Origin of the sequence: Streptomyces avidinii, assembly GCF_045161815.1 — a bacterium.
GTDB classification, from domain to species: Bacteria; Actinomycetota; Actinomycetes; order Streptomycetales; family Streptomycetaceae; genus Streptomyces; species Streptomyces avidinii.
This window is the reverse complement of record NZ_CP108863.1, coordinates 8078637-8100517: the sequence shown is the minus strand read 5'-3', so window position 1 is coordinate 8100517 and position 21881 is coordinate 8078637. Positions and strand designations below refer to the sequence as shown.

Sequence of the window (21881 nt, the reverse complement as noted above, 5' to 3'; positions counted from 1 at the left end):
GGCATTGGGTACGCTCTCGGTTGACTTCGGGGCGCCGGCAGGTGCTGAACCGCCGCAATCAGAGATGGATCCCATGGGCAGCGCATCTTCCGCCGACTTCTTCGAGCCGCTCAAGGCGGACGACCCGGCCGTCGTGGGCGGCTACCGCCTGGCGGCCGTGCTGGGCGCGGGCGGCATGGGCAAGGTCTATCTCTCCTACACGCCGGGCGGCCGGCCCATCGCCATCAAGGTGATCCGGCCCGAGTTCAGCGAGGACCCCGAGTTCCGGCGGCGCTTCCAGCAGGAGGTGCGGGCCGCGGAGCGGGTCCAGGGGCTCTACACCGCACCGGTCATCGACTCCGACACCGAGGGCCCCCGGCCCTGGCTGGCCACGGCCTACGTACCCGGCCCCTCGCTCGCCCACGCCGTGGCCCGGCACGGCGCGCTGCCGGTGCGCAGCGTGCTGCTGCTGACCGTCGGGGTCGCCGAGGCGCTGCACGTCATCCACGGCGCGGGCATCGTCCACCGGGACCTGAAGCCCGCCAATGTGCTGCTCGCCTCCGACGGCCCGCGCGTCATCGACTTCGGCATCGCCCGGGCCGCCGACACCACCGCCCTGACCAGTACCGGCGTCAGCGTCGGCACCCCGGCGTTCATGGCGCCCGAACAGGCCTCGGCCGGCACGGTCACCCCGGCCACCGACGTCTTCGCCCTCGGGCAGATCGCGGCCTTCACGGCGATCGGGGCCTCCGTCTTCGGCGACGGGCCCTCGCACGCGGTGCTCTACCGGATCGTGCACGAGGACCCCGACCTCAGCGCCCTGCCCGAGGAGTTGCGGCCGGTGGTGACCCGCTGCCTCAGCCGCGACCCGGCCGACCGCCCGACCCTGAGCGAGGTCATCGACCTGTGCAACGCGGCCTCGGAGGCCCCGCTGCGCCAGGGCGAGGACTGGCTGCCGCAGGCCGTCGCCGGTTCCATCACCGAGCGGCTGCAGCTGCCCGCGCCGGCGCCCACCCCGCCGCCGACGGCCGCGCCCACTTCGGCTCCGACTCCGACCGAGGTCTCGCCGCAGCCCCCGGCCCCGGGTGCGCCTCCGGTACCCGTCGCCGCGCCCGGGTACACGCCGACCGGGGTGGCCGCCGCGCCGACACAGGCAGCCCCGGCGCCGCGGGCTCCGGGGGCCGTGCCGCCGGGTCACCCGACGCCGCCCCCGTATGCGCAGCCCTCGTACCCGCAGCCCTCGTACCCGCAGCCCCAGTATCCGCAACCCCCCTATCCGCAGCCGCAGTACAACCAGCCCCCGTACACGCAGCCCACGTACGCCCCGGGTCACAACACGCCGCCGCCGTTCCACACCCAGGGCTTCGTTCCCGGTCCGCCCACTCCGCCGCGCCCCAAGCGGACCGGGCTGATCGTCGTCGGCGCGATCGCGGCGGCGGTCATCGGGCTCGCGGTCATCGGGTCCCTGCTGCCGGACGGCTCCAAGAAGGGCGGGGACGACAGTGCGTCGAGCGGCGGCAGCGCCTCGCAGAAGCGGCCCGACCCGCAGCCGGTCTCGTACCAGGGCATCGAAGTGCCCCAGAACCACCAGCTGATGTTCGCCGACAACCCGCCGCGCCCGGCCGAGGAGCCGACCGGCGCCGGTGTGCTCTACGGGCACGCCGACCTCTTCTACTACCGGGACACTCTGTTCGGGGACGAGAAGTTCGGTACCACGAACGGCAAGCTCGTCCTGCTGAACAACTCCGAGAAGGGCTCCCTGGAGACCTGCCGCGCAGTGACCCGCTTCACCGAGAAGGTCGGCCTCGACCAGCTCACGGACGGATCGCAGGTCTGCGTGCTGAGCAAGGCCGGCCACATCACGCTGGCGACCTTCCGCGGCAAGTCGGGTGCGAAGAAGGAGACCAACTTCATCACCGTCGACCTGACGGTCTGGCGCAACGCCGAGGCCGCGGCGAAGGACTAGGCCGTCTCTTTCCCATCTTGTCGGTCAAGCCCCTGCGTGTGTCATGACGGCAATGGGCTTCCCTGCGGCTGGCGGGCGTACGTCGCCGACCCGGGCCGCCGCCCCCGACAGCCGGAGCCCCCCTCCACCCGCGCCCAGCCCTGCCCGACGCACCGGGGACGGTGAGCCGACCCCGCTCCCACTCCACGAGTGAAGGGCAAGGCGCCTGCACCCGTACGTGCCCCTCCGGACGTGCCGTCGAGGAAGGCAGAGCAGTGACACTGGACGTCCCCAGTCCATGTCGCAGAGGGAGACGCCGCATGCGGGCGCAGCAGACCGGTGACGAGCAGCGGAAAGGACCGCAGCGCCCGGGAGCCGCGCAGGCCGCGCGACAGTCCCGGTCCGGCGGGGCAACGACCGCGGAGTCGATGCTGCAACTCCAGCGTCTCGCCGGGAACGCGGTGGTGTCCCGCATCATCGAGGCGCAGCGGCACGCGCACGCCGCGGAGCCGCCGTCGGGTCCCGTTCCCGTGGTCCAGCGCATGGAGCAGGACGAACTGCACCAGCACCCGCCGGGCCCGGCGATGCGCCTACGGGGTCCCCGCAACTCCCGCGCGAGGGACCGCACACCGAACGCGCTGACGGCGGACGAATGGCAGAGTCTGCCGCAGGCCGTCCGGGATGCCGCCAACAAGCAGCGCGTAGCCATCGACGCGGACCCGCAGACACTCCAGGAGACCGACCAGCTGCTCCACTACAACCTGGGCAACATCCGCAGGCTCGCGCCGGACGTCCCCCCGACGGCCGGACGCAATGACGTACTGGAGGGCATCGGCCGCGCCGACCCGCGCACCGTCGGCCACTGGAACAGTCAGGACGCACGCGACACACAACTCGGCCACGACGCCCGAGCCACGCGCAACACGTACACGGAGACTCCCGAGGACCGGCAACAGCGCCACCAGACGGTGGAGGACACCCTGGCCGGCTCCGGCTCCCAGGACGCGATGGGCGACCTGCGCGCGCTGCTGGAGCGGTTCGACGGCGTGGCCATCGGCGGCACCCACTCCGGGGCACGCATCTGGCAGTTCCTGTGCACGCACATGGAAGAGATCCAGGCCGCCGGCGTGAGCACCCTGTACCTGGAGAGCATCCGCGACGACGGGTACCAGTCACTCGTCGACGCGTACCTCGCCGACGGGACGATGAGCCCCGAGCTGCAGACGTTCGTCGCCCGTTACGACAGCAACATGAACCTGGGCGCGACCGGACTGAGAGCGGTGCTGGAGGCCGCCCGGACGCACCACATCCGGGTCAAGGGCCTCGACGGCCGACCGGCCCGCCGCCCCCAGATGTCGGCGACCGCCCTCTACGAGCGCGTCGCCGCCATGAACACCTACGCCGCCCAGGCCGTCGACACCGACCGGCGCCGCCCGGCGGCGGCGGGCGGCTACCTCATGGAACTGGGCAGCGCCCACACCGGCATGTACGCGGGCCCGCCGCAGAACGCGTCGGTGCACGGGGCGGAGTTCCAGGCGGGCGAGGGCTTCCCCGGCGTGGACGACCTGCTGGGCATACCGGCGGTCGGCTACGAGGACGACGACCGCTTCCGCCGCCTGCCCAACTCCTGACGGCAGCCCCGGGCCGCGGCCACAGCCGCCCCGGTACTAGTACTGGTACTGGTACCAACCGAGCCTCATCCGGGCCCGGTTCACGCACTCGCGGCCGGCCGGCTGCGGGGCACCGCCGAACCCGCGCCAGACGACGACGGCCTCGGGGAACATCGGTACAGCCGTTGGCGCTGAGATTGATCATGAGGTCTAGCTGCGGATCTCCGTGTTCGGGTGAGGCTGGGCCTGGAGGCATTCGCGGAGGTCGATCTCCTCGGGAGTGAGCGGGTCCCCGGGCCGACGGATGCGGACGGGCTTGGGTCGCACCAGCAGGCTGTCGTCCACGGCGACTTCCTCAGCTTCGGCGAACGCTCGGTAGAGCGAGGCGACCGAGGGGTTCTTGCCCGCGTTCTTCCCGGTCTTGATGACCAGCTTCTTGGCGATCTCCGGGACGGGGACGCCCTTGTCCTTGAGTGCGACGGCGAAGGTAAGCATGTCGTCGTCGATGACCTTCGGCCTTCCGCCGTGGTTGCCCTTGGCCGCAGCGGTGACCTGACCTTCGAGGGTCTTCTCCCGGATGTAGTTGCGCTCGATCTGCCCGGCCACGGCGAGCACGGCGAAGAACATGGCGCCCATGCCGTTGGGGTCGTAGATGCCGGTGAGCGGGCCGGTGAGGAGTTCGAGCTGGATGCCGCCGGCTTGAAGCTCGGCGGACAGCGTCATCAGCTCGGCGGCGTTGCGCGCGAGGCGCTTGAGTTCGTGGACGGTGAAGATGACCGGCGTCTCGGGTGCGGCCTCTTTGAACTGGCGGGCCAGGGCAAGCGCCTTCTCCAGCTCGGGCCGCACCTTGATGCGGGTGCTGATCTGCTCCTTGAAGACTTTGTGGCACTCCGCCCGGTGGAGAGCTTCGAGCTGGCTCGCCAGCTCCTGCCGGGCGGTCGATGTCCTTGCGTACCCGATCCGGACCGGCCGCTCGGTACGGGGCGCGGGCACGATGGCGAGCGCGGGGCCCTGCTTCCACGCGCGGCCCGGGTGCCGGTCGGCGGGGACGGGGATCTCCAGTTCTTCGCGGAGCGCGGGGACGAGGACGAAGCGCGGGGTGTGGTACTTCGCGGCGGTCTTCCCGCCCCGGGTGCGGCAGGGGCTACCGGCAGGCGCGTCACAGTTCGGGCAGTCGTGACGTTCCACCGCCAATGCGGCCTGATCGGGCGTGAGATCCATGGCGGCAGTCTCTCAGAAGTACCTCGCACAACATGCGGGTTTCGAGAGGACTTTTGCGAGTGGCGACCTGCGGAAACGTGATCACTTCCGGCGCTCTCGCAGAGCTCTCACAGATGTTCGTTTATGAGAACGGCCGCGCGCGACAGCCGCAGCCCGAAGCTGCCCGGTGCGACTGAGCTCATGCAGAGTCGGCGCCGCGGCGCAGCGTGAACCAGAAAGTCGGGACCGGGTTCGTGCCGGGCGTCACGTCGTCCAGCTGCCACCCAGCGAACCTGGCGCTGAGTTCGTCCGCAGTGACGCCGGACCACGAGTCGTCAAACGCCCCGGGCCCGTACCCGAACATCAGCAATCGCGCACCGGGGGCGGCACGCTTGGTGAGGCCGGCTGCGTAGGCGTCGCGGCGGTGGGGTGGAATCCCGCAGTAGCAGCTCAGGTCGAAGAACAGGTCGTACGGACCGGGCACGCCCACCTCGTCGAGACGGGTGGCGTCCCCGCACAGCACCGTGACGTCCGCTCCTGCAGCGTCGGCCTTCTCCCGAGCCTGCCGTACCGCGCGGTCGACGAGGTCGACGGCCGCCACTCGCCAGCCGTGCCGGGCCAGGTACACCGCGTTGGTCCCGGTGCCGCAGCCGAGTTCGAGGACCTGGCCCGGCATCAGCGCACCGGGCCCCTCTATCAGCGCCACCAGCTCGGGCGGCGTGATGCCGCTGTCCCACGGCGGCTTGCCGTCCCGGTAGAAGTCCTCCAACACGCGGCGCACAAAACCCTCTTGCTCGAGCTCCGCAGCCGTCCGAGTCTCACTCATCGCTACCCCTCCAAGAAATTAGAGTTCATCTCTAGTGACTGACTCTAGAGATAGACTCCCGGCATGGATGCGGTCAAGGGATCCGACGGACAGAACGTCAAGCGCCCCGACAAGAGGGCCGAGCGCTCGCGGCGTACCCGCGAGAAGATCGTTGCGGCGGCGCGGGAGCTGTTCGTCGCGCAGGGGTACGGTGCGACAAGCCTTCAGGAGGTTGCGGATCGCGCGGGTGTGGCCGTCCAGACCGTGTACTTCGTGTTCCGAAACAAGCGCGCGCTGTTCAAGGACGTCGTCGACACGTCCATCGCGGGCGACGTCGAACCGGTCGCCACGATGGACCGCGACTGGTTCCGCGCCGCGTGCGCCGAGCCCACCGCGGCCGGGCAACTGCGCGCCCACGTACGGGGTGTACGCGACATCCTCGGCCGGGTCGCCCCGATCATGCCGTTGATCGCGGCTGCCGCAGCCACGGACCCGGAGATCGCCGCGCAGTGGCCCGCCGGCCCCGACCCGCGCTATACCGTCCAGCACGCCGCAGCGAAGGCACTGACCTCCAAGCCCGACGCCCGCCCCGACGTCGATACCGCCCGCGCCGCCGACCTGCTGTACGGGCTTCTCAGTCCGGAGCTATACCTGATCTTCGTCCGCGACCGGGGCTGGTCCCCCGACGCCTGGGAGGAGTGGGCATGTGTGGCCCTGACTACCCACCTCTGCACAGACCACGAGTAGGCCACCGACTCTTCGGCGACAGCCGCCGAAGCAGAGTCCGCGACCGGCTACGGCTGCGGAAGCTGACCGGGACGCTCACGCCGCTGCACCGTCGTCATCATCGTCAAGCCCGGCAGCGTCCGGGTCGCGCAGCGGCCGCAAGGCCCCGCCGGCCGGGGCGGAGGCGGTGAAGCTGTAGCGGCCCAAGACGTTGAGGTTGCGGTGCTTCAGCGGGGAGAGTCGGGCGATGTCCTCGTCCCGGACCTCGTGGCCCTCGGCGCGGAGCTGGGCGACAGCGGCGTCGATGTACCGGGTGGTCCAGAGCACCACGGCGTTGAGGACCAGACCGAGCGATCCGAGCTGGTCCTCCATGCCGTCCCGGTACACCTGGTGGATGGTGCCGCGCTTGCCGTGGCACACGTCGCGGGCCAGCTTGTGGCGGGACTCCTGCACGGTGAGCTGGCGGTTCATCTGGCGGCGGTAGGTGTCGTCGACCGGGTCGACGACGCGGAGCAGGTGCTCGGTCTTGGCGATCCGCCCGTACTCGGCGAACGCCTGTCCCAGCAGGGTCGGGTGGCCCTCGCGTCCGAACACCCGCAGCAGGTCGTAGGCGCGGACCTGGTTGGTGACCAGGGAACCGGCGACCCGGAGCATGTCCGGCCAGTGAGTGATCACCTTGTTCAGGTTGACCCGGTTGCGGGCCAGCGGCTCCAGCGGCCCGTACGTGCCGGTCTCTACGCCGGTAAGGGACGCGCGCCAGAATCGTTGGTCGTCCAGGTCCTTGAACCGGGGGCTGAAGTTGTAGCCCAGGATGCGGAAGATGCCGAACACGATGTCGCTGTACGAGGCGTTGTCGGTGGCGACCATCTCCGGCTTCACCCCGCCGTCGAGGTTCAGCAGTGCGTCCAGGATGTGCAGGGAGTCGCGAGGGGTGCCCGGCACCACCATCTGCCCGATCCCGGCGACCTGGTCGTTGACGGCGTTGAGCCAGGTGATGCCGCGCTTGAACCCGAAGTACTTCGGTGACGGGGCGGCGTTGATGGTGCGGACGGGGACGACGAACCGCAGTCCGTCGACCGAGGCCAGCAGGCCGTCTCCCCAGTACCGCACGATCGGCACCTGGCCCTGGGCCTCGATCAGTGCGGCGTTCGCCGCGGCGATGGTGTCGGCCCGCAGGTAGAACTGGTCGACGTGCACCAGCCGGGAACGGTGAAGCGCCTCATGTGCGGGGTTGATGACCGGGGTCATGCCGATGTTGCACGCCTCCGAGACCAGGAGGGCCACCAGTGAGGTGGTCCAGGTCCTTCATGCGGGTTGTGCCATCGCCCAGGTGTACGAAGGCGTCCAGGAACCCGGTCCAGCCGTGCACCTCGAACAGCAGCTCCGGCAGGTCGATCTTCGGGAGCATCTTCTCCACCCGCCCCCGCAGCCACGTCAGGGACTTCGGTTCACCCAGCGCGCCGAGTTTGGACACGTTCAGCTTCGCCCGGCCGCCCGGCGGGACCTCGATGGTGACCTTCGTGTCCTGCCCGGCTGTCTCCAGCCGCTCCGCCATCTGCTTCCACGCCGCATCCAGCGCCGTCACCAGCGCGGCCAGGTGCTCCTCGACCGGCATATCCAGGCTCAGGCCCGCCAGGACGTCCTCCCGCACGGCCTCCCACTCGGTGCCGTCCAGTAGCCGGGCGCGCGGGTCGGACCAGCGGTGCGAGGGAGAGGCGAACACGTCCCGGCGCTGAAGCGCGCGGTGCAGCTGCTCCAGCACGCACACCACGTACGCGTCCCGGTCAACAGCGCCCGGCGGCAGGTCGGCGTTGGCGTACACCGCCTTGCGCCACGCGGCCGGCACCAGCTTGTCATCGACCTCGCGCGGCAGCAGCGGCTTGTCCTTCACCCGCCGCCGCGCAAGAGCGGGCAGCCGCTTCACCCCGGCCAGCACCCGCTGCCCACCGGTCGCCGCGTCCAGCGCCTTCGACTCGCCCAGCAGCGACAGGAACGGCCGCACCGTGTTGTACCGGGTTGCCAACGCCGCCCGCATCGCGACGGCCGCCGAGTCCTCGTCCTCCGGCACGAGCGAAACCACCAGCGCGGCCGCACTCATCACCACGGCCCGGGGCGCGACCTCCTCCACCGCCCGCCACAGTGCCGCCGCGTCCAGATCCGTGCCGTGTGCCTCGACCCGCTCCAGTTCCTCGACCAGCACCTTCGCCGCCCGCGCCAGGGTCCGCGACGCCTTCTCCAGCTGCGGCAGCGTCGAGAGCCGTTCTTTGTCGGTGGCCCTCTTCGCCCTGCTGATCAGCCTCGTCGCGATCAGCACCGAGAACAGGTCCAGCGCCTCATCAATCGCCTTGGCCTCAAGGTGGCGCATCACCGCAGTGAGCATCGCCGTGCGCTTGGGCTCCGCGGCCCGCTCCAGGCTCGCGGCCTTTGACGCCAGCCCGTACCGGGCCAGCGACGCAAGCCGGTTCGGCGGGATCTGCGACAGCTTCAACCACCCCAGCTGGAACGCACCGATCTCATCGACCCGCTCCAGCGACCGCGCGAACGCCGTGCCCGTCGTCCGCGTCGGAGGCCGGCGCAACCGCTCCAGCTCCGAGTACCGGCCGCCCTCCGGCGTCACCAGCGTGGCCACCAGGTCCACCGGCAGCGCCGGGTCCGCGCGCTGAGCCGCCCTGGCCACGGTGGCATGCAGCCGCTTCTCCGCGATCGTGCGGACCTCTGACACCTGCCGGGCCAGCACCGAGACACCCGGCAGCAGCACCCGGTTCCGCCGCAGCCAGCCCACCGCCTGGTTGAACAACGCGACAGGCCCCTCCGCGTGCGTCCACGCCCGACCGTGCAGGAACGTACGGAACTTCCGACCCCACTCCGGATCGTCGTACGGGTGGTAGCCGTAGGCGTCCCGGATCTCCCACGCGTGCTCGTACGCCGTCTTCAGCCTCTCGGTGTACCGCTTCACGCACGACGGGTCCTCGACACCGAGTTGCGCGGCCAGGTGCACGACCACCGGCCACGGCACCGCCAGGGGGTCCTCCAGGAACAGCCCCACGTAGCGGACCGTGCACATCTGGAGGGCGAAGCCCAACTGGTGATACTTCGTACGCCGCAGCGCGATCAGATCCCGGTCGACATCGTCCAGGAAGAAGAACCGCTCCAGCTCAGGTCTCGTCGGCTCCTCGGCGAACTTCCCGTACGCCTCGGCCTGATCATCAGTTAAGAACTCCACAGGCATGAAGCGGACCGTAGCCAGGCCCCACCCGTGATCGACGATCTTTCGGCGAACCTCCGTTCTGGGGATGATCGCTGTGCTAGCCGACCATGATCGTTCTCAGCGCCAACGGCTGTACCGATGTTCCCCAAGGCCGGACGACGACCGCTTCGCGTACTCCGGCCGGGAGTACACCGAGCCCGCCCGCCGAGCGGACGTCGTCGCCCACTACCGGGCGGCCGCCGCCCGCAACGGCTGGCTGCCGGCACCGCCCGAGCCGGACGAGCCCGCCTGGCACCACGACCCGGCCGGCGAACGGATCGGCTTCTGCTTCACCAAGCAGATCGACGGCGTCACCTCCCATCTCGGCGTGTCCTGGGCATTCGACGGGGAGCAGGGCTACACGGTGGAGGCCCGGGCGAGCCGGAGCGGCAGCTCCTGGTGTCCGTGAGGGCGGGCCCTGCGGCCGATGGCGGATGGCGTGTTCCCGACCGCCACTCGCAGGCCCGGCGCCACCGCACCCGCTCCGAGCGCCAGGACCGGGCCCGCAGTGCCGTGGCCCGGCTGGGGCGAGACCGATGGAGCCGCCGTCCACGGCAAGGGGCCCCTCGCGCGGCTGAGTTGTGTCGTCGGCCAGGCACCGCTCGCGGACTCGACGACGTTGCGCAGTCCATGTCCTTGCCCGGGCGGTCGAACTCGTCGACGATGCTTTCAAGCCTCGGCCTTCCGGATCCCACCGGGCCCGGCCGGGGCAGGGGAGAACAGGGGAGACAGTGACAACGAACAGCAATCCGAAGAAGCGCCCGATGGTGGCGGCGGCAATCGTCCCGTTCTTCGTGCTCGCCGGGCTGCTTCTGGGGTCTGCGGCAACCGCCTCGGCGGCCGCTCCGGCCGTCCGGCAGGCTCCGGCCGCCGCGGCGCTCCCGCAGAGCGGGCTCCACGCCGGCGCCGGCGTGGCCGCCGGACTCCACGCACCGACGTCGTCCCAGGTCCAGGCCACCACCGGGGTCAAGAAGGGCAAGAAGAAGAGCAAGAAGAAGGGCGGCCTGTTCAAGACGCTCTTGATCGTCGTGGTCGTCGTCATCGTGCTGCTCGTCGTCCTGTACGGGGTCCGCCGGGCTCTGCGCCGCAGGTCCTCCTAGGTTCCGGCTCCGGCTCCGGCCCCCGACGGCCCTGGCCGGCCCGGAGCTCTACGGAAGTGCGAGTGCCCTGTCGATCCGTGCGCGGATCTCCTCGTCCTGGAGGAACGCCGGGTAGCCGCCGTGCTCCGAGAGCCGGCGGTCCGCGGCCGCGAGTGCCGTGAGCGCCTCCCGGGCGGCCGGGGTGAGGGGTCCGTGGCGGGCGAGCGTGTCGAGGGCGGTGGTCAGCATCCAGTGCCACTGCCCGTCGGCGGCGTACGCCACCACCCTCGCCTCCGCCTGCGCCGGTTCCATCTGCGGTGGTTCCCACGGCTGCGGGTACGGCCCCGGCTCACCGGGCAGCAGTGGGTTCTCGCCCCACGCGTGGAGGACCTCTCTGAGGTCCCCGACCAGCCACCCCGCGCGGGAGACCTCGTCGCGAAGGGCTTCTCGTACCGCGGGCAGGAGCTCTGCGGCGTGTGCGCGCAGGGGCCGGAGCACGTCGGCGACGTCCGGCCGGCGCGGGTCGCCCAGGCCGTAGCCGCGGCCCTGCATGTCCCGATAGGGCGCGACGAGTTGTTCGATGAGGTCGGGCAGAGCGCGAGGGTCGCCGATCCGGGTCAGGGCCCACCGCGCATGATCACCGACGGTGCCGTCGAAGAACTCCGATTCGCCGCGGTCGTCGAGGAGGGCGGCGAGCCGGTCGGCGTACCGGGCCGCCCCGGGACCGAGCACCGCCATCAGATGCGCGGCCTTGTACCGCACGTCGTCGTCCGGGTCCGCCAGCAGCCCGGCCGCCAGTGGCAGTACGGCCGCTGCCGCGGAAGGCCGGGCCGACAGCAGGTGCCATGCCTCGTCCACCGCGCACCGGCGCAGCTCCGCATCGCCGATCCGGCTCCCCATCTCGGCCAGCGCGGTCACGAACGCCGTCGCCACCGCCGGTTCGCACTCCAGCAGTTCCACGACCCGGGCCACGATATCGCTGCGCAGGCAAGGGATTTCGCAGTGGACGGTGTACCAGACCTGCTCGAACTCCGGGGCGAGTACGGGATCGGTGAGGAGCTCCAACAGCATGGGGCGGGCACGGAGCACTGACCGCGGGTCCAGAGATGCAGCTGCGATCACGGCCGCCACCCGCAGCACCGGATTCTCGCCGTGGAGGGCAGCGTCGAGCACAGCCCGTACCTCGGCGGCCGTGGACCGCCCGGGGTGCTCGGCAGCCGCGGCCGGGCCCAACGCCAGCAACAGGGCCACCCGAGCCGAGAGGTCCGTCTCCACGTGCCATCGCTCGAGCAGGGGGCCGGTGCGGTCGGCGATCAGCTGGAGCGCGGTCCGCCGCACCACGGGATCCCCGTCGTCGAACAGCCGCCGTATACGGGGCCACTGCCGCCGCCAGGCCGCCTCCCGTGCGGAGTCGGCCTCCCCGGAATCCCCGGAATTCCCGGCCTCGCCGGTCCCCCCGGCCTCCCCGCCCACCTCGTCGCAGGCCAGGCACACCAGCACGTCGACCAGGTCCGGCCGTGCGACCGTGCGCGGGTCGAGGGCCAGATCCACCAGGAACGGCAGCGCGACCGCGCCGACGTCGGTGCCCTGCCCCTGCGCCCGCCACGAGGCCATGAGCAGGTCGTGCAGGTCCGCGTACGCCCGCGCCACCGCCTCCGGACGGGTGGTGGCATCCGCCCGGGCGATCCGGCGCAGCACCTTCGGCACGTCGGTGGCCGAATGGTCCGACCCCACCGCCTCCAGCGCACGCCAGTCGACCGCGTCCAGCGCTTCCCACATGTCCCCCGCCTCGCTCCCCCGTGGCCGACCCCCGTCCGGGGCATCCTGTCACCGCGGGGAAAGGGGCGGCGCGGCAATAACTCAGCCCGACGGCTCGTCGACCCGGTCGGGCAGTCGGCGGAGTTCGAGCAGGGCCACCGCGATCTTCACTCCGGTGGAGATCGTCAGGGCCTGGAGGAACGGCATTCCCATCAGCCACAGGGCCACCGTCATCCCCGTGAGCACCAAGAACGCCGGCAGCAGATTCGTCCGCCTGAGCACAGTCCCCAGGTGTCCAGCTCGACTCCGTCGCTGATCGACCGTACCGATCGGGCGTGCGGCGACGCCCTCCTCATTGGCCTGCGGCATTGCCTGCTGCCCTTTCCTCGTGCTCGTCCCCCGAACCGAGCCTCGGGGGCGCCGCGGCCCCCTGCCACTGCTGCCGGCCGCCCCGCCGCCGTCCGACGTACAGGTTCACCTCACCGGCCCAGAAGTGCGAAGCCTCGCCCGCCCGAGATCTTTCGGGTTCTTCTCCCCCGACTCCGTCCAAAGACGGTTGCGTTTGCCTCACCTGTTGCGACCGGCCCAGTGGGGGCTGTCGTGAGGAGCAGTGAGATGACGGATTTCTCGACCCTGTCCACCCCGTGCCTCGGTTGTGCGACTCCTGTCGATCTCCTCGACGGGGTGGCGCCCACGGACGAGAGCCCGGCGGCGTATCGGGATGCCTCCCGGTGGTGTGGTCGGTGCATGCGGTACATGGACGACCGCGAGCGCTTCGTACTGCTCTACCTGCCGCGGGTGCGCCGTTTCTGCCTGGAGCGGCTGCGGGGAGTCATGCCCGACAACGAGGACCACCGGCAGTTGGCCGAGGACCTCGCTCAGGAGACGCTGATGACGGCGCTGCGGCGGTTCGACGTCTGGGAGGCGCCCGAGCGGGCCCTCTGGACGACGGCTCGCCGCAAGATCTACAAGAGGTGCGACGCCTACCGCATCGTCACGAGGGACGGATTCCCCGTGACGGTGCGGTACGTCGCGGCCGTCTGGCCGGACTCCGTGGGGGACGAGGTCGTGGCCGATCCCGCCGAGGCGGTCGTCGCCAAGGTCATGCTGCACTCGGGGCTGTCCCGGCTTCCCCTGGCGAACCGGCAGGCCGTGGTCGCCCACACCGCACTCGGCATTCCGGCCTCGGAGGCGGGTCGGATGCTGGGCCGTCCGGCCTCCACTGTCAAGACGCAGAACCGGCGCGGACTTGTCCTGCTGAAGCGGGCGGCCGTGGAGGGGACCGTCGCGCTCGTCATGCTCGGGGTCCTCCTGGTGCTCGCCCGCATCCTGGAGCACCTGCCTCCGTACCTGGTCGCACCCCTGCCGGCCGGCCTGGTCCTGCAGGACGGTGTGAGTCGCCTCCGGGACCTCCTCCTGCGCCTGTGGGGCGTCGACCGGGCAGCCGCCGACGAGGTCCGCCCGAGCAGCGATCACCGTCACAAGGACCGCTGAGAGCCGTACCGCGCCCGTAGGTGGTCGAGGTAGTCGTCCGGGTGCGGGTGGAGCCGGTCCTGGGCAGCCTCTCTCGCGACCCGGCGGCCGGCTTCGAACTCCTCCCCTCACACCGCGGAGAAGCCTGCGGCGAACACCACGTGCCGGGCGCCGTCCAGGCCGAAGATCCGGCCCGTCGCGCGCGCGAGCTCCACCCGGAACCCGGGCGTCATCAGCGTCTTCGCCTGCGCGCCGTCGCGGGCCGATTCCTCCCACAGCACCACGCGCCCCGCGGCGGCCGACTCCCGCACCACGTCCACGTACACCACACCCCTCTCCGCACCCGGGCGCCGGCCCGCCGGTACCGGCCGTACGCCATCAACAGGCGAACGAGCCGTCACCGCCATGCGCACGCTCGAACAGTTGCGGCTCCGCCGCCCACCCCTGTCTCGGGCATTGCGCCGCCGACCCCGGGGCCGCCGGTTGCGTACGCTGGCGGCATGCGTATGCGCCCGACTCTGAGCTGGACGCCTCCCGGGGACCTCCGGCCCGGTACCGTCGATCCGGAGCCGGTCGCCGATGCGCTGCGCGGTGGCGGTGTGCTGGTGCTCAGCGGGGCGGGCCTGTCCACGGAGTCGGGCATCCCCGACTACCGGGGCAAGGGCGGGAGCCTGAGCCGGCACACGCCGATGACCTACCAGGAATTCACCGCCGCCGACGGGGCCCGGCGCCGGTACTGGGCGCGCAGTCACCTCGGCTGGCGTACGTTCGGCCGGGCGCGGCCCAATGCCGGGCACCGGGCCGTGGCGGCGTTCGGGCGGCACGGGATGCTCGCGGGTGTGATCACCCAGAACGTCGACGGCCTGCACCAGGCCGCCGGGAGCGAGGGCGTGGTGGAACTCCACGGCAGCCTGGACCGGGTCGTCTGCCTCTCCTGCGGCGCCGTCGGCCCGCGCCGGGAGCTCGCCCGGCGGCTGGAGGAGGCCAACGCCGGATTCGAGCCGGTCGCCGCCCGGCTGAACCCGGACGGTGATGCCGACCTCACCGACGGGCAGGTCGGGGACTTCCGTGTGGTGCCCTGCGCGCAGTGCGGCGGCGTCCTCAAACCGGACGTGGTGTTCTTCGGCGAATCCGTCCCGGCGCGGCGGGTCGAGCACTGCCGTGCCCTGGTCGACGGAGCGTCCTCGCTCCTGGTCCTGGGTTCCTCACTGACGGTGATGTCCGGGCTTCGGTTCGTCCGGCAGGCGGCCCGGGCGGGAAAACCCGTACTGATCGTCAACCACGATCCGACCCGCGGCGACCAGCACGCCCTCGCCCGGGTCGCGCTCCCCCTGGGGCCGACCCTCACCGAGGTGGCCGGCCGGCTCGACATCCCGGTCGACGGACCGGTCGACGGACCGGCGGACAGCTGATCCGGCCGGAGCCCGCCCGCGGCTCAGGCTGCCGTCGGGTCCCCGGGGATCGGGTGCACTTCGACCGGGTCGCTGCCGGGCTTCCCGCCCGGTCCGGGGCAGGCGGACGCCCGTGCGGCGATCTCCAGGGCCCGGTCCTCGCTCTTGACGTCGACGACCCAGTACCCGGCCAGAATGTCTCCCGCCCGGGCCGGCCCGTCGGTCACCTCGGGTCGTCCGTCGCTCCCGGCCCGCACCGTCTTGACCAGCGCGGGGCCGCCGAGGCCCTGCCCGTCCACCCACTCCCCGGCGGAGGTGAGTTCGTCGTTGAGGGCGTTCATGTGGGCGAACATGGCCTGCATGTCCTCCTCGGAGTGCGACGACATGATGGCGTCCCACTCGGCTGCCGGTACGTTCATCTGGATCATGTACTTCATGTTCCTCACCCTTCCGGGGGGGGCTGCTCCGCTCTGCGTGCTGTCGAAGGGGTAGACCGCGGGCGGCCGCGAAACTCATCGGTGGCGGCCGATCCGGTCCGGGAATCTCAGGTCAGGCTCCACGACCAGGTCCCGTCGGCAGTGACGAGGCAGACGAGGAGCACCACGTCGGCCAGGCCCAGGCACACGACCAGGCCCGGCCGGGCCTGGTCGTGTGCCGCCGCAGCGCGAGGGCGCCGAGGACGACGGCGGTCGGGCCGAGGATCACGTTCATCACGAGGAGCCCCACCAGGCCGAGGACGAAGCCGGTGACGGCCATCGCGTCGGCGTCACGGGTGCGGGCCGCCGGGGTCGCGGCTTCGGTACGGGAATCCGCCCGCGGGCTCATCGGACACCTCCGCGTTCGTGGTCGAGCCGTCCGGCGCGGCGGTGGCCGAAGAGGCGCTCGCGTGCGGCGAAGAGGGCCAGCCAGAGAGCGATGGCGAGACCGGCGACCAGGCTGACGGGCGCGGGGACATGGGCCACGACGCCGAGGACGACGCCGAGCACCAGCAACGCGCCTACGAGGAAGAGCATGAGACGTCCTCCGTTCAGGTAACAGTTGTTCACTGACTACCCAGTTCAGTTCGCCTCATGCTGGCGGCGGACAACTGTGACGCGGTTGACTTCACGTCATGAGTGCAGAGACCGGCCTTCGTGAGACCCAGCGGCGCCGCACCCGACGAGCCCTCCTCGACGCGGCCCTGTCGGAGTTGGCGGAGCGCAGCCTCGGGAGCCTCGGCCTCCGGGAGGTCACCCGGGCCGCCGGCGTCGCCCCCACCGCCTTCTACCGGCACTTCCGGGGCATGGACGAGCTGGGGACCGTACTGGTCGAGGAGGCACTGGCCAGCCTGCACAAGACCGTGCGGGAGATCCTCGCCGCGACCGGCGACGCCGAGCGCCGCGGCGACGCCGCGGTGCGGCTCATCGCCGAACTGGTGCGCGGCCGGCCCGCGCACGTCCGCTTCCTGGTCCGTGAGCGGCACGGCGGGGTACCGGCGGTGCGCGAGGCCATCGCCGCGCAACTCGACGTCTTCGCCGACGAGATCGGTGTCGCGCTCGGGTCCGATCCCGTGAGCGCGGGCTGGGCCGGCAAGGATGTGACGATGCTGTCCCGGCTGCTGGTGGATCACATGTTCATGACCGCCTCGGCGTTCCTGACCGCATCGCTCCGGGACCAGGACTGGTCGGCCGCCACCGGCACGGCCCTCGCCCAGCTGCGCCTGATCCATCTCGGGCGCATGCACTGGGCGGGTTGACCGGGCGGACACCGGGCGGGTTGACCGGGCGGGCAGGACGAGCGGGCGCGGTGACCCGGCGGGGCGCGGCTACGCGGCGTTTCGCGTCGCGTCCGCGTCGGGGGCCACGACGAGGAAGGCGTCCCTGTCCAGGTCCATCACGACGGTCGCCCGCTGGCCCCGCTCCCGGCACCGGGCCGCGTACTCCTCGGCGGGCCAACTCCCGTACGGATCACCGGCGGGAAAGGAGTCCAGCACCTTCGTACCGCGCACCGCCACCACCTCCTGAGCGACGAACTCCGTCCCTAGGCCGTGTGCCCCCGGTTCCGGGTCCCATGCCCCCCGGCACCGAGCGCGGCGACGGCGGCGACCATCCGGTCCCAGAACGGGCCGGTCTCCAGGACCGTCGCCACGCGTGCGTTGACCGGGCGGCCGGTGGAGCGGTGCAGGTCCACCACGGTGGCGCCGCGTGTGTACCGGCCGTGCAGTTCCACGGCGACGTGGGCGTCCACGCAGTGCACCAGGCCGGGATCGATGACCCGGGCCACCGCGACGGGGTCGTGCAACGGCGGGCTGGCGAACCCCCACAGCGCGCGGTACGTGGACCCGAAAAAGGTCAGCAGTTCCGCGCAGGTCTGCCCCAGCGGCGTGCCCAGGGCCACAAAGCGGGCCACCACCTCGGGTGTGGCCAGTGCCTGGTGCGTGACGTTGAGCCCGCACATGGTGAGCTGCACCCCCGAGCGGAAGACGATGTCGGCGGCCTCCGGATCGGTGAGGACGTTGAACTCGGCGGCCGGGGTCCGGTTGCCCCGTTCCGTCGAGCCGCCCATCAGGACGATCTCGCGGATGCGGGAGGCGTCCTGCGGGTACCGGGTCAGCAGCAGGGCGATGTTGGTCAGCGGCGCGGTCGGGACGAGGGTGACCGGCTCGGGGTGCTCGGCCAGCAGCCGGTGGATGAGGTCCACGGCGTGCTCCGGGACCACGTCCACCGTGGGAGCGGGGAACATCGGCCCGTCCAGTCCGCTCACCCCGTGGACGTCGGCCGCCACGTCGAGCGGCTGGACGAGCGGCCGGTCGCAACCGGCCGCGACGGGGACGTCCGTGATCCCGGCGACCGTGCAGACCCGGCGGGCGTTGAGCGTGGTCTTGTCGAGGGTCTGGTTGCCCGCGACCGTGGTGATGGCCAGCAGGTCCACCGCCGGGTCGCCGGCGGCCAGCATGATCGCGAGGGCGTCGTCGTGGCCGGGGTCGCAGTCGATGATGATCGGGACGGGCACGTCACTCCTGGCGCTGCGGGGCGTGGAGCTCCAGTGTGCCGCCACGGCGATGCCCGGACCAGAACGCCTGGCCCGGCCGGCCGGACTCTCAGCTCGGGCGGCGGCTCAGCCGGCCCGGCCACCAGGCCGCGGGTCCGATGTCCAGGACCAGGGCGGGGACCAGCAGCGAGCGCACGACCAGGGTGTCCAGGAGGACGCCGAAGGCCACGATGAAGGCGATCTGCACGAGGAACGCCAGCGGGATGACACCCAGCGCGGCGAACGTGGCGGCGAGGACCACCCCCGCGGAGGTGATCACCCCACCGGTGGCGGTCAGCCCCCGGATCACCCCCTCGTGGACGCCGCGGCGCAGCGACTCCTCGCGCACCCGCGACATGAGGAAGATGTTGTAGTCCACGCCCAGCGCGACGAGGAAGACGAAGCCGTACAGGGGGACGGACGCATCGGTGCCGCTGAACCCGAACACGTGGCGGAACACGAGGGCGGACACGCCCAGGGTGGCGAAGAAGTTGAGGGCCACCGTCACCACCAGCAGCAGTGGCATCACCAGCGAGCGCAGCAGGACCACCAGGATGACCAGGATGATGGCCAGCACCACCGGGACGATGACTTCGCGGTCCCGCTCGGCCGTCTTCTGTGTGTCGTAGGCCTGTGCGGTGTACCCGCCGACGAGGGCCTGCGCGCCCGGTACCGGATGGACCGCCTCGCGGAGCCTGACCACGGTCTCCTTCGCCGCCGCGCTGTCCGCCGGGTCCTTCAGGACCACGTCGATCCGGACCAGGCCGTCCTTCTCGCCCCGCACGGCGGCCGAGTCCACGCCCTGCGTGCCTTCGGCGCGTTCGCGTACCTGCGTCTGCCGGTCGGCGGCGGCGATCACCACGGCGGGATTGCCCGCCCCTCCCGGGAAATGCCGGCCGAGTTCCTTCTGCCCGGTCACCGAAGGGGCCTCGTTCACGAAGATCTCGTCCAGCGGAACTCCGCCCGAGTGCAGCGCGGGCGCGAAGGCGGCGCACGCGAGCAGGCCCGCCAGGGCCATGGCCCATACCCGCCGGGGAGCGCCGCTGACCAGGGCGGCGATCCGGCTCCAGACCCCGGCCGCGCCGCTCCCGGCGGTCACGTGCGCCGGCCAGTAGGCCCTGCGTCCCAGCAGCACCAGCGCCGCCGGCAGGAAGGTGAGGGCGCTCGCCACCGCGCAGACGATCCCGATCGCCCCGACGGGCCCCAGCGCCCGGTTGTTGGTCAGGTCGCTGAGGAACAGGGCGAGCAGGCCCAGGGCCACGGTGCCGGCGCTGGCCACGACCGGGCCCCAGGACTGCCGCAGGGCCGCGCGCATGGCCGCGTACCGGTCCTCGGTGTGCCCCAGTTCCTCGCGGAAGCGGGCGGTCAGCAGCAGGGCGTAGTCGGTGGCCGCTCCGATGACGAGGATCGAGAGGATCCCCTGGACCTGCCCGTCGACCCGGACCAGCCCCGCGCTCGCCAGGGCGTAGACGATCGCGCAGGCCAGGGAGAGGGCGAACACCGCCGCGATGATGATCAGCAGCGGCAGGAGGACGCTGCGGTAGACGAGCAGCAGGATCACGAGGACGGCCGCCAGTGCCACGCCCAGCAGCAGCCCGTCGATTCCGGCGAAGGCCTCCGACAGGTCGGCCCGGGTGGCCGCCGGTCCCGTCACGTGGAAGGTGGTGGCCGCGACCCGGGTGCCGGCTTCGCGGATCTCGGCGACCGCCGCGGGCAGTTCGTCACCCAGTGCGGGGTCCAGGGGCACCACCGCCTGCATGGCCCTGCCGTCGCGCGACGCGACGACCGGGGAGGGCGGGCCCGCGATCCAGGGGCGGTCCTTCAGTGCGGCCAGTGCGGCCTGCGCGGAGGCGGTCGCTGCCGGTGTCACTCCCGCGGCGCCGTCCGCCGTCCAGACCACCACGGCCGGCAGGGACTCCTCCTGCCGGAAGGCGCCCTGGGCCCGGGCGACCCGGGTGGATTCGGCGCTGCGGGGGAGGAAGGCGGCCTGGTCGTTGGTGGAGACCTCGCCGAGCTTTCCCGCGTAGGGGCCGAGGCTCCCTCCCACGCCCAGCCAGACCACGAGGAGGAGGACGGGCGGCAGCCACCGGGCCGCTCGGGGCGAGGTGCTCATGATGCTCCTGGAACGGGTGCGGGTGGACCGGGAAGGCACCGGGAAGGCAGTCGGACACTCCCCCGGCCGGGGGCCCACCTTCCGGGTGCGGGCGCCCCAGGGGCAACATGCAGCGTTTCTGCATCACTTCCCGGCCGGACACGCCCCGGTGCGCCCGAAATCCGCTCGGACCCGCTTCGAACGCGTCGGGCCGCACCCGCCTGATCCGCGGAATCCGGGGCAGACGGCGAGGTGAGGGAGGTTCCGGATGCCTGGGATTCATGAGTGGCTCGGTCGCGTGAAGGACGGCGCCGCCGCGCTCGGTGAACGTCGTACGCAGGTGCAGGCACGGCACGAGGCCGAGCTGCTGGCCGAGCGGCAGCGCGTCGTGGAAGCCCGCCGGGGCCGTCCGCGCAACCCGGACCCGGCCCGGGCGGTGCCCTGGGGGGTACGGGTCGCGGCCGAGGCCGGCTGGCGGTTCCTGGTGCTCGCGGCCACCCTGTGGGTCATCATGCGGGTGATCGGTTCGGTCCGGCTCGTCGTGCTCGCCTTCGCGGCCGCGCTGCTGATCACCGCCCTGCTGGAACCGACGGTCGCCCGGCTGCACCGCGCGGGGCTCTCCCGGGGGCTGTCCACCGCCCTCACCGCGCTCTTCGGATTCGTCGTCCTGGGCCTGATCGGCTGGTTCGTCGTCTGGCAGGTGCTCGACAACCTCGACAACCTGTCCGGGCGGCTCCAGGAGGGCATCGAGGAGCTGAAACGATGGCTCCTCGACAGCCCCTTCCACGTGACCGAGCAGCAGATCAACGACGTCGCCGGCAGCCTCAGCGATGCCATCGGCACCAGCACCAGCGAGATCACCTCGACCGGGCTCCGGGGCGTGACCGTCCTGGTGGAGATCATCACCGGCATGCTGCTGGCGATGTTCTCGACGCTGTTCCTGCTGTACGACGGCAGGCGCATCTGGCAGTGGACGCTCAAGCTGGTCCCCGCCGCCGCCCGGCCGGACGTCGCCGACGCGGGCCCGGCCGCCTGGGGCACCCTGACCGCCTACGTCCGCGGAACCCTGATCGTCGCCTTCATCGACGCACTCTTCATCGGCCTCGGCATCTACTTCCTGGGCGTGCCGCTCGCCGTCCCCATCGCCGTGGTGATCTTCCTGGCCTCGTTCGTGCCCCTCGTGGGCGCCGTCGCGTCCGGGGCCCTCGCGGTGGTCGTCGCACTGGTCACCCAGGGGGTGTTCACCGCGCTGATGACCCTGCTGGTGGTGCTCGTCGTCCAGCAGATCGAGGGCCACGTGCTGCAGCCGTTCATCCTCGGGAAGGCCGTACGGGTCCACCCGCTGGCCGTGGTCCTGGCCGTCGCCACCGGCGGAGTGGTCGCCGGCATCGGCGGAGCGGTCGTCGCCGTCCCGCTGGTCGCCGTGGCCAACACGGTCATCGGGCACCTGCGCGCCCACGGCGGGGACGACGGTCCGGCGGACCGGTCCCCCGTGGCGGTCGAGGAGGAGCGGTCCGATCCGCCGGCGGCGCCGGACGGGGAACCCGCCTGACACCGGCTGCCCGGT

20 protein-coding genes and 1 pseudogene are annotated in these 21881 nt (G+C 71.8%); 9 read left to right on the top strand and 12 right to left on the bottom strand.

Annotated features, from left to right (window positions below; genetic code table 11):
• Window positions 1-73: 73 nt before the first annotated feature.
• Together OG373_RS36660 and OG373_RS36655 are read left to right on the top strand one after the other, a co-directional pair.
• A complete protein-coding gene (locus tag OG373_RS36660; RefSeq protein ID WP_405443014.1) occupies window positions 74-1945 on the top strand; it encodes a serine/threonine-protein kinase in 1872 nt (623 codons plus the stop codon).
• Window positions 1946-2244: 299 nt separating this feature from the next.
• Window positions 2245-3555 carry a hypothetical protein gene (locus tag OG373_RS36655; protein WP_405443012.1) on the top strand — a complete coding sequence of 437 codons (1311 nt, stop codon included), beginning with the start codon at window positions 2245-2247 and terminating at the stop codon, window positions 3553-3555.
• Between the two features lie 189 nt (window positions 3556-3744).
• On the opposite strand, the gene OG373_RS36650 is transcribed toward OG373_RS36655, so the two are convergent.
• Together OG373_RS36650 and OG373_RS36645 are read right to left on the bottom strand one after the other, a co-directional pair.
• On the bottom strand, window positions 3745-4755 hold the full coding sequence (locus OG373_RS36650) for a recombinase family protein (RefSeq protein WP_405443011.1): 1011 nt from the start codon (window positions 4753-4755) through the stop codon (window positions 3745-3747).
• 178 nt (window positions 4756-4933) lie between these two features.
• Window positions 4934-5515, bottom strand: a complete 582-nt coding sequence (locus OG373_RS36645; RefSeq protein WP_405443010.1) for a class I SAM-dependent methyltransferase — start codon at window positions 5513-5515, stop codon at window positions 4934-4936.
• A gap of 108 nt (window positions 5516-5623) precedes the next feature.
• Between OG373_RS36645 and OG373_RS36640 the strand changes: the two genes are divergently transcribed.
• The gene (locus OG373_RS36640) at window positions 5624-6286 is read left to right on the top strand and encodes a TetR/AcrR family transcriptional regulator (RefSeq protein WP_405443009.1); all 663 of its coding nucleotides are present in this window, start codon (window positions 5624-5626) and stop codon (window positions 6284-6286) included.
• A 75-nt stretch (window positions 6287-6361) separates the two neighbouring features.
• Here the strand turns inward: OG373_RS36640 and OG373_RS36635 are convergent.
• Window positions 6362-9494: pseudogene (locus OG373_RS36635) on the bottom strand (Tn3 family transposase).
• Between the two features lie 64 nt (window positions 9495-9558).
• Here OG373_RS36635 and OG373_RS36630 point away from each other — a divergent pair.
• Both OG373_RS36630 and OG373_RS36625 read left to right on the top strand, forming a co-directional pair.
• Window positions 9559-9921, top strand: a complete 363-nt coding sequence (locus OG373_RS36630; protein WP_405443008.1) for a hypothetical protein — start codon at window positions 9559-9561, stop codon at window positions 9919-9921.
• A gap of 355 nt (window positions 9922-10276) precedes the next feature.
• On the top strand, window positions 10277-10612 hold the full coding sequence (locus tag OG373_RS36625; RefSeq protein WP_405443007.1) for a hypothetical protein: 336 nt from the start codon (window positions 10277-10279) through the stop codon (window positions 10610-10612).
• Between the two features lie 48 nt (window positions 10613-10660).
• On the opposite strand, the gene OG373_RS36620 is transcribed toward OG373_RS36625, so the two are convergent.
• Together OG373_RS36620 and OG373_RS36615 are read right to left on the bottom strand one after the other, a co-directional pair.
• Window positions 10661-12370 (bottom strand): hypothetical protein, encoded by a 1710-nt coding sequence (locus OG373_RS36620; protein WP_405443006.1) that lies wholly within the window; start codon window positions 12368-12370, stop codon window positions 10661-10663.
• Window positions 12371-12451: 81 nt separating this feature from the next.
• The gene (locus OG373_RS36615; protein WP_397734679.1) at window positions 12452-12583 is read right to left on the bottom strand and encodes a hypothetical protein; all 132 of its coding nucleotides are present in this window, start codon (window positions 12581-12583) and stop codon (window positions 12452-12454) included.
• Window positions 12584-13096: 513 nt separating this feature from the next.
• On the opposite strand from OG373_RS36615, the gene OG373_RS36610 reads away from it, so the two are divergent.
• Window positions 13097-13843 (top strand): RNA polymerase sigma factor, encoded by a 747-nt coding sequence (locus tag OG373_RS36610; RefSeq protein ID WP_405443005.1) that lies wholly within the window; start codon window positions 13097-13099, stop codon window positions 13841-13843.
• A gap of 107 nt (window positions 13844-13950) precedes the next feature.
• Here OG373_RS36610 and OG373_RS36605 read toward each other — a convergent pair whose 3' ends face one another.
• The gene (locus OG373_RS36605; protein WP_405443004.1) at window positions 13951-14151 is read right to left on the bottom strand and encodes a hypothetical protein; all 201 of its coding nucleotides are present in this window, start codon (window positions 14149-14151) and stop codon (window positions 13951-13953) included.
• A gap of 171 nt (window positions 14152-14322) precedes the next feature.
• On the opposite strand from OG373_RS36605, the gene OG373_RS36600 reads away from it, so the two are divergent.
• Window positions 14323-15234 carry an NAD-dependent protein deacetylase gene (locus OG373_RS36600; RefSeq protein ID WP_405443003.1) on the top strand — a complete coding sequence of 304 codons (912 nt, stop codon included), beginning with the start codon at window positions 14323-14325 and terminating at the stop codon, window positions 15232-15234.
• A gap of 23 nt (window positions 15235-15257) precedes the next feature.
• Here OG373_RS36600 and OG373_RS36595 read toward each other — a convergent pair whose 3' ends face one another.
• From OG373_RS36595 to OG373_RS36585, 3 genes are all read right to left on the bottom strand, one after another.
• Window positions 15258-15650 carry a YciI family protein gene (locus OG373_RS36595; RefSeq protein WP_405443002.1) on the bottom strand — a complete coding sequence of 131 codons (393 nt, stop codon included), beginning with the start codon at window positions 15648-15650 and terminating at the stop codon, window positions 15258-15260.
• Window positions 15651-15762: 112 nt separating this feature from the next.
• Window positions 15763-16038: a hypothetical protein gene (locus tag OG373_RS36590; RefSeq protein WP_405443000.1), complete on the bottom strand. Its 276-nt coding sequence runs from the start codon at window positions 16036-16038 to the stop codon at window positions 15763-15765.
• Window positions 16035-16226: a hypothetical protein gene (locus tag OG373_RS36585; RefSeq protein ID WP_397734665.1), complete on the bottom strand. Its 192-nt coding sequence runs from the start codon at window positions 16224-16226 to the stop codon at window positions 16035-16037. Before OG373_RS36585 ends, OG373_RS36590 begins: the two co-directional genes overlap by 4 nt.
• A gap of 98 nt (window positions 16227-16324) precedes the next feature.
• Here OG373_RS36585 and OG373_RS36580 point away from each other — a divergent pair, with 98 nt between their 5' ends.
• Window positions 16325-16948, top strand: coding sequence for a TetR family transcriptional regulator (locus OG373_RS36580; protein ID WP_405442998.1), 624 nt, complete (start codon window positions 16325-16327; stop codon window positions 16946-16948).
• 69 nt (window positions 16949-17017) lie between these two features.
• On the opposite strand, the gene OG373_RS36575 is transcribed toward OG373_RS36580, so the two are convergent.
• The 3 genes from OG373_RS36575 to OG373_RS36565 all read right to left on the bottom strand — a co-directional run bounded on the left by OG373_RS36575 (window position 17018) and on the right by OG373_RS36565 (window position 20335).
• Window positions 17018-17200 (bottom strand): hypothetical protein, encoded by a 183-nt coding sequence (locus tag OG373_RS36575; RefSeq protein WP_405442996.1) that lies wholly within the window; start codon window positions 17198-17200, stop codon window positions 17018-17020.
• A 32-nt stretch (window positions 17201-17232) separates the two neighbouring features.
• Window positions 17233-18204 (bottom strand): nucleoside hydrolase, encoded by a 972-nt coding sequence (locus OG373_RS36570; RefSeq protein WP_405442994.1) that lies wholly within the window; start codon window positions 18202-18204, stop codon window positions 17233-17235.
• A gap of 88 nt (window positions 18205-18292) precedes the next feature.
• On the bottom strand, window positions 18293-20335 hold the full coding sequence (locus OG373_RS36565) for an MMPL family transporter (protein WP_405442992.1): 2043 nt from the start codon (window positions 20333-20335) through the stop codon (window positions 18293-18295).
• Window positions 20336-20582: 247 nt separating this feature from the next.
• On the opposite strand from OG373_RS36565, the gene OG373_RS36560 reads away from it, so the two are divergent.
• On the top strand, window positions 20583-21866 hold the full coding sequence (locus OG373_RS36560; protein ID WP_405442990.1) for an AI-2E family transporter: 1284 nt from the start codon (window positions 20583-20585) through the stop codon (window positions 21864-21866).
• Window positions 21867-21881: the final 15 nt, after the last annotated feature.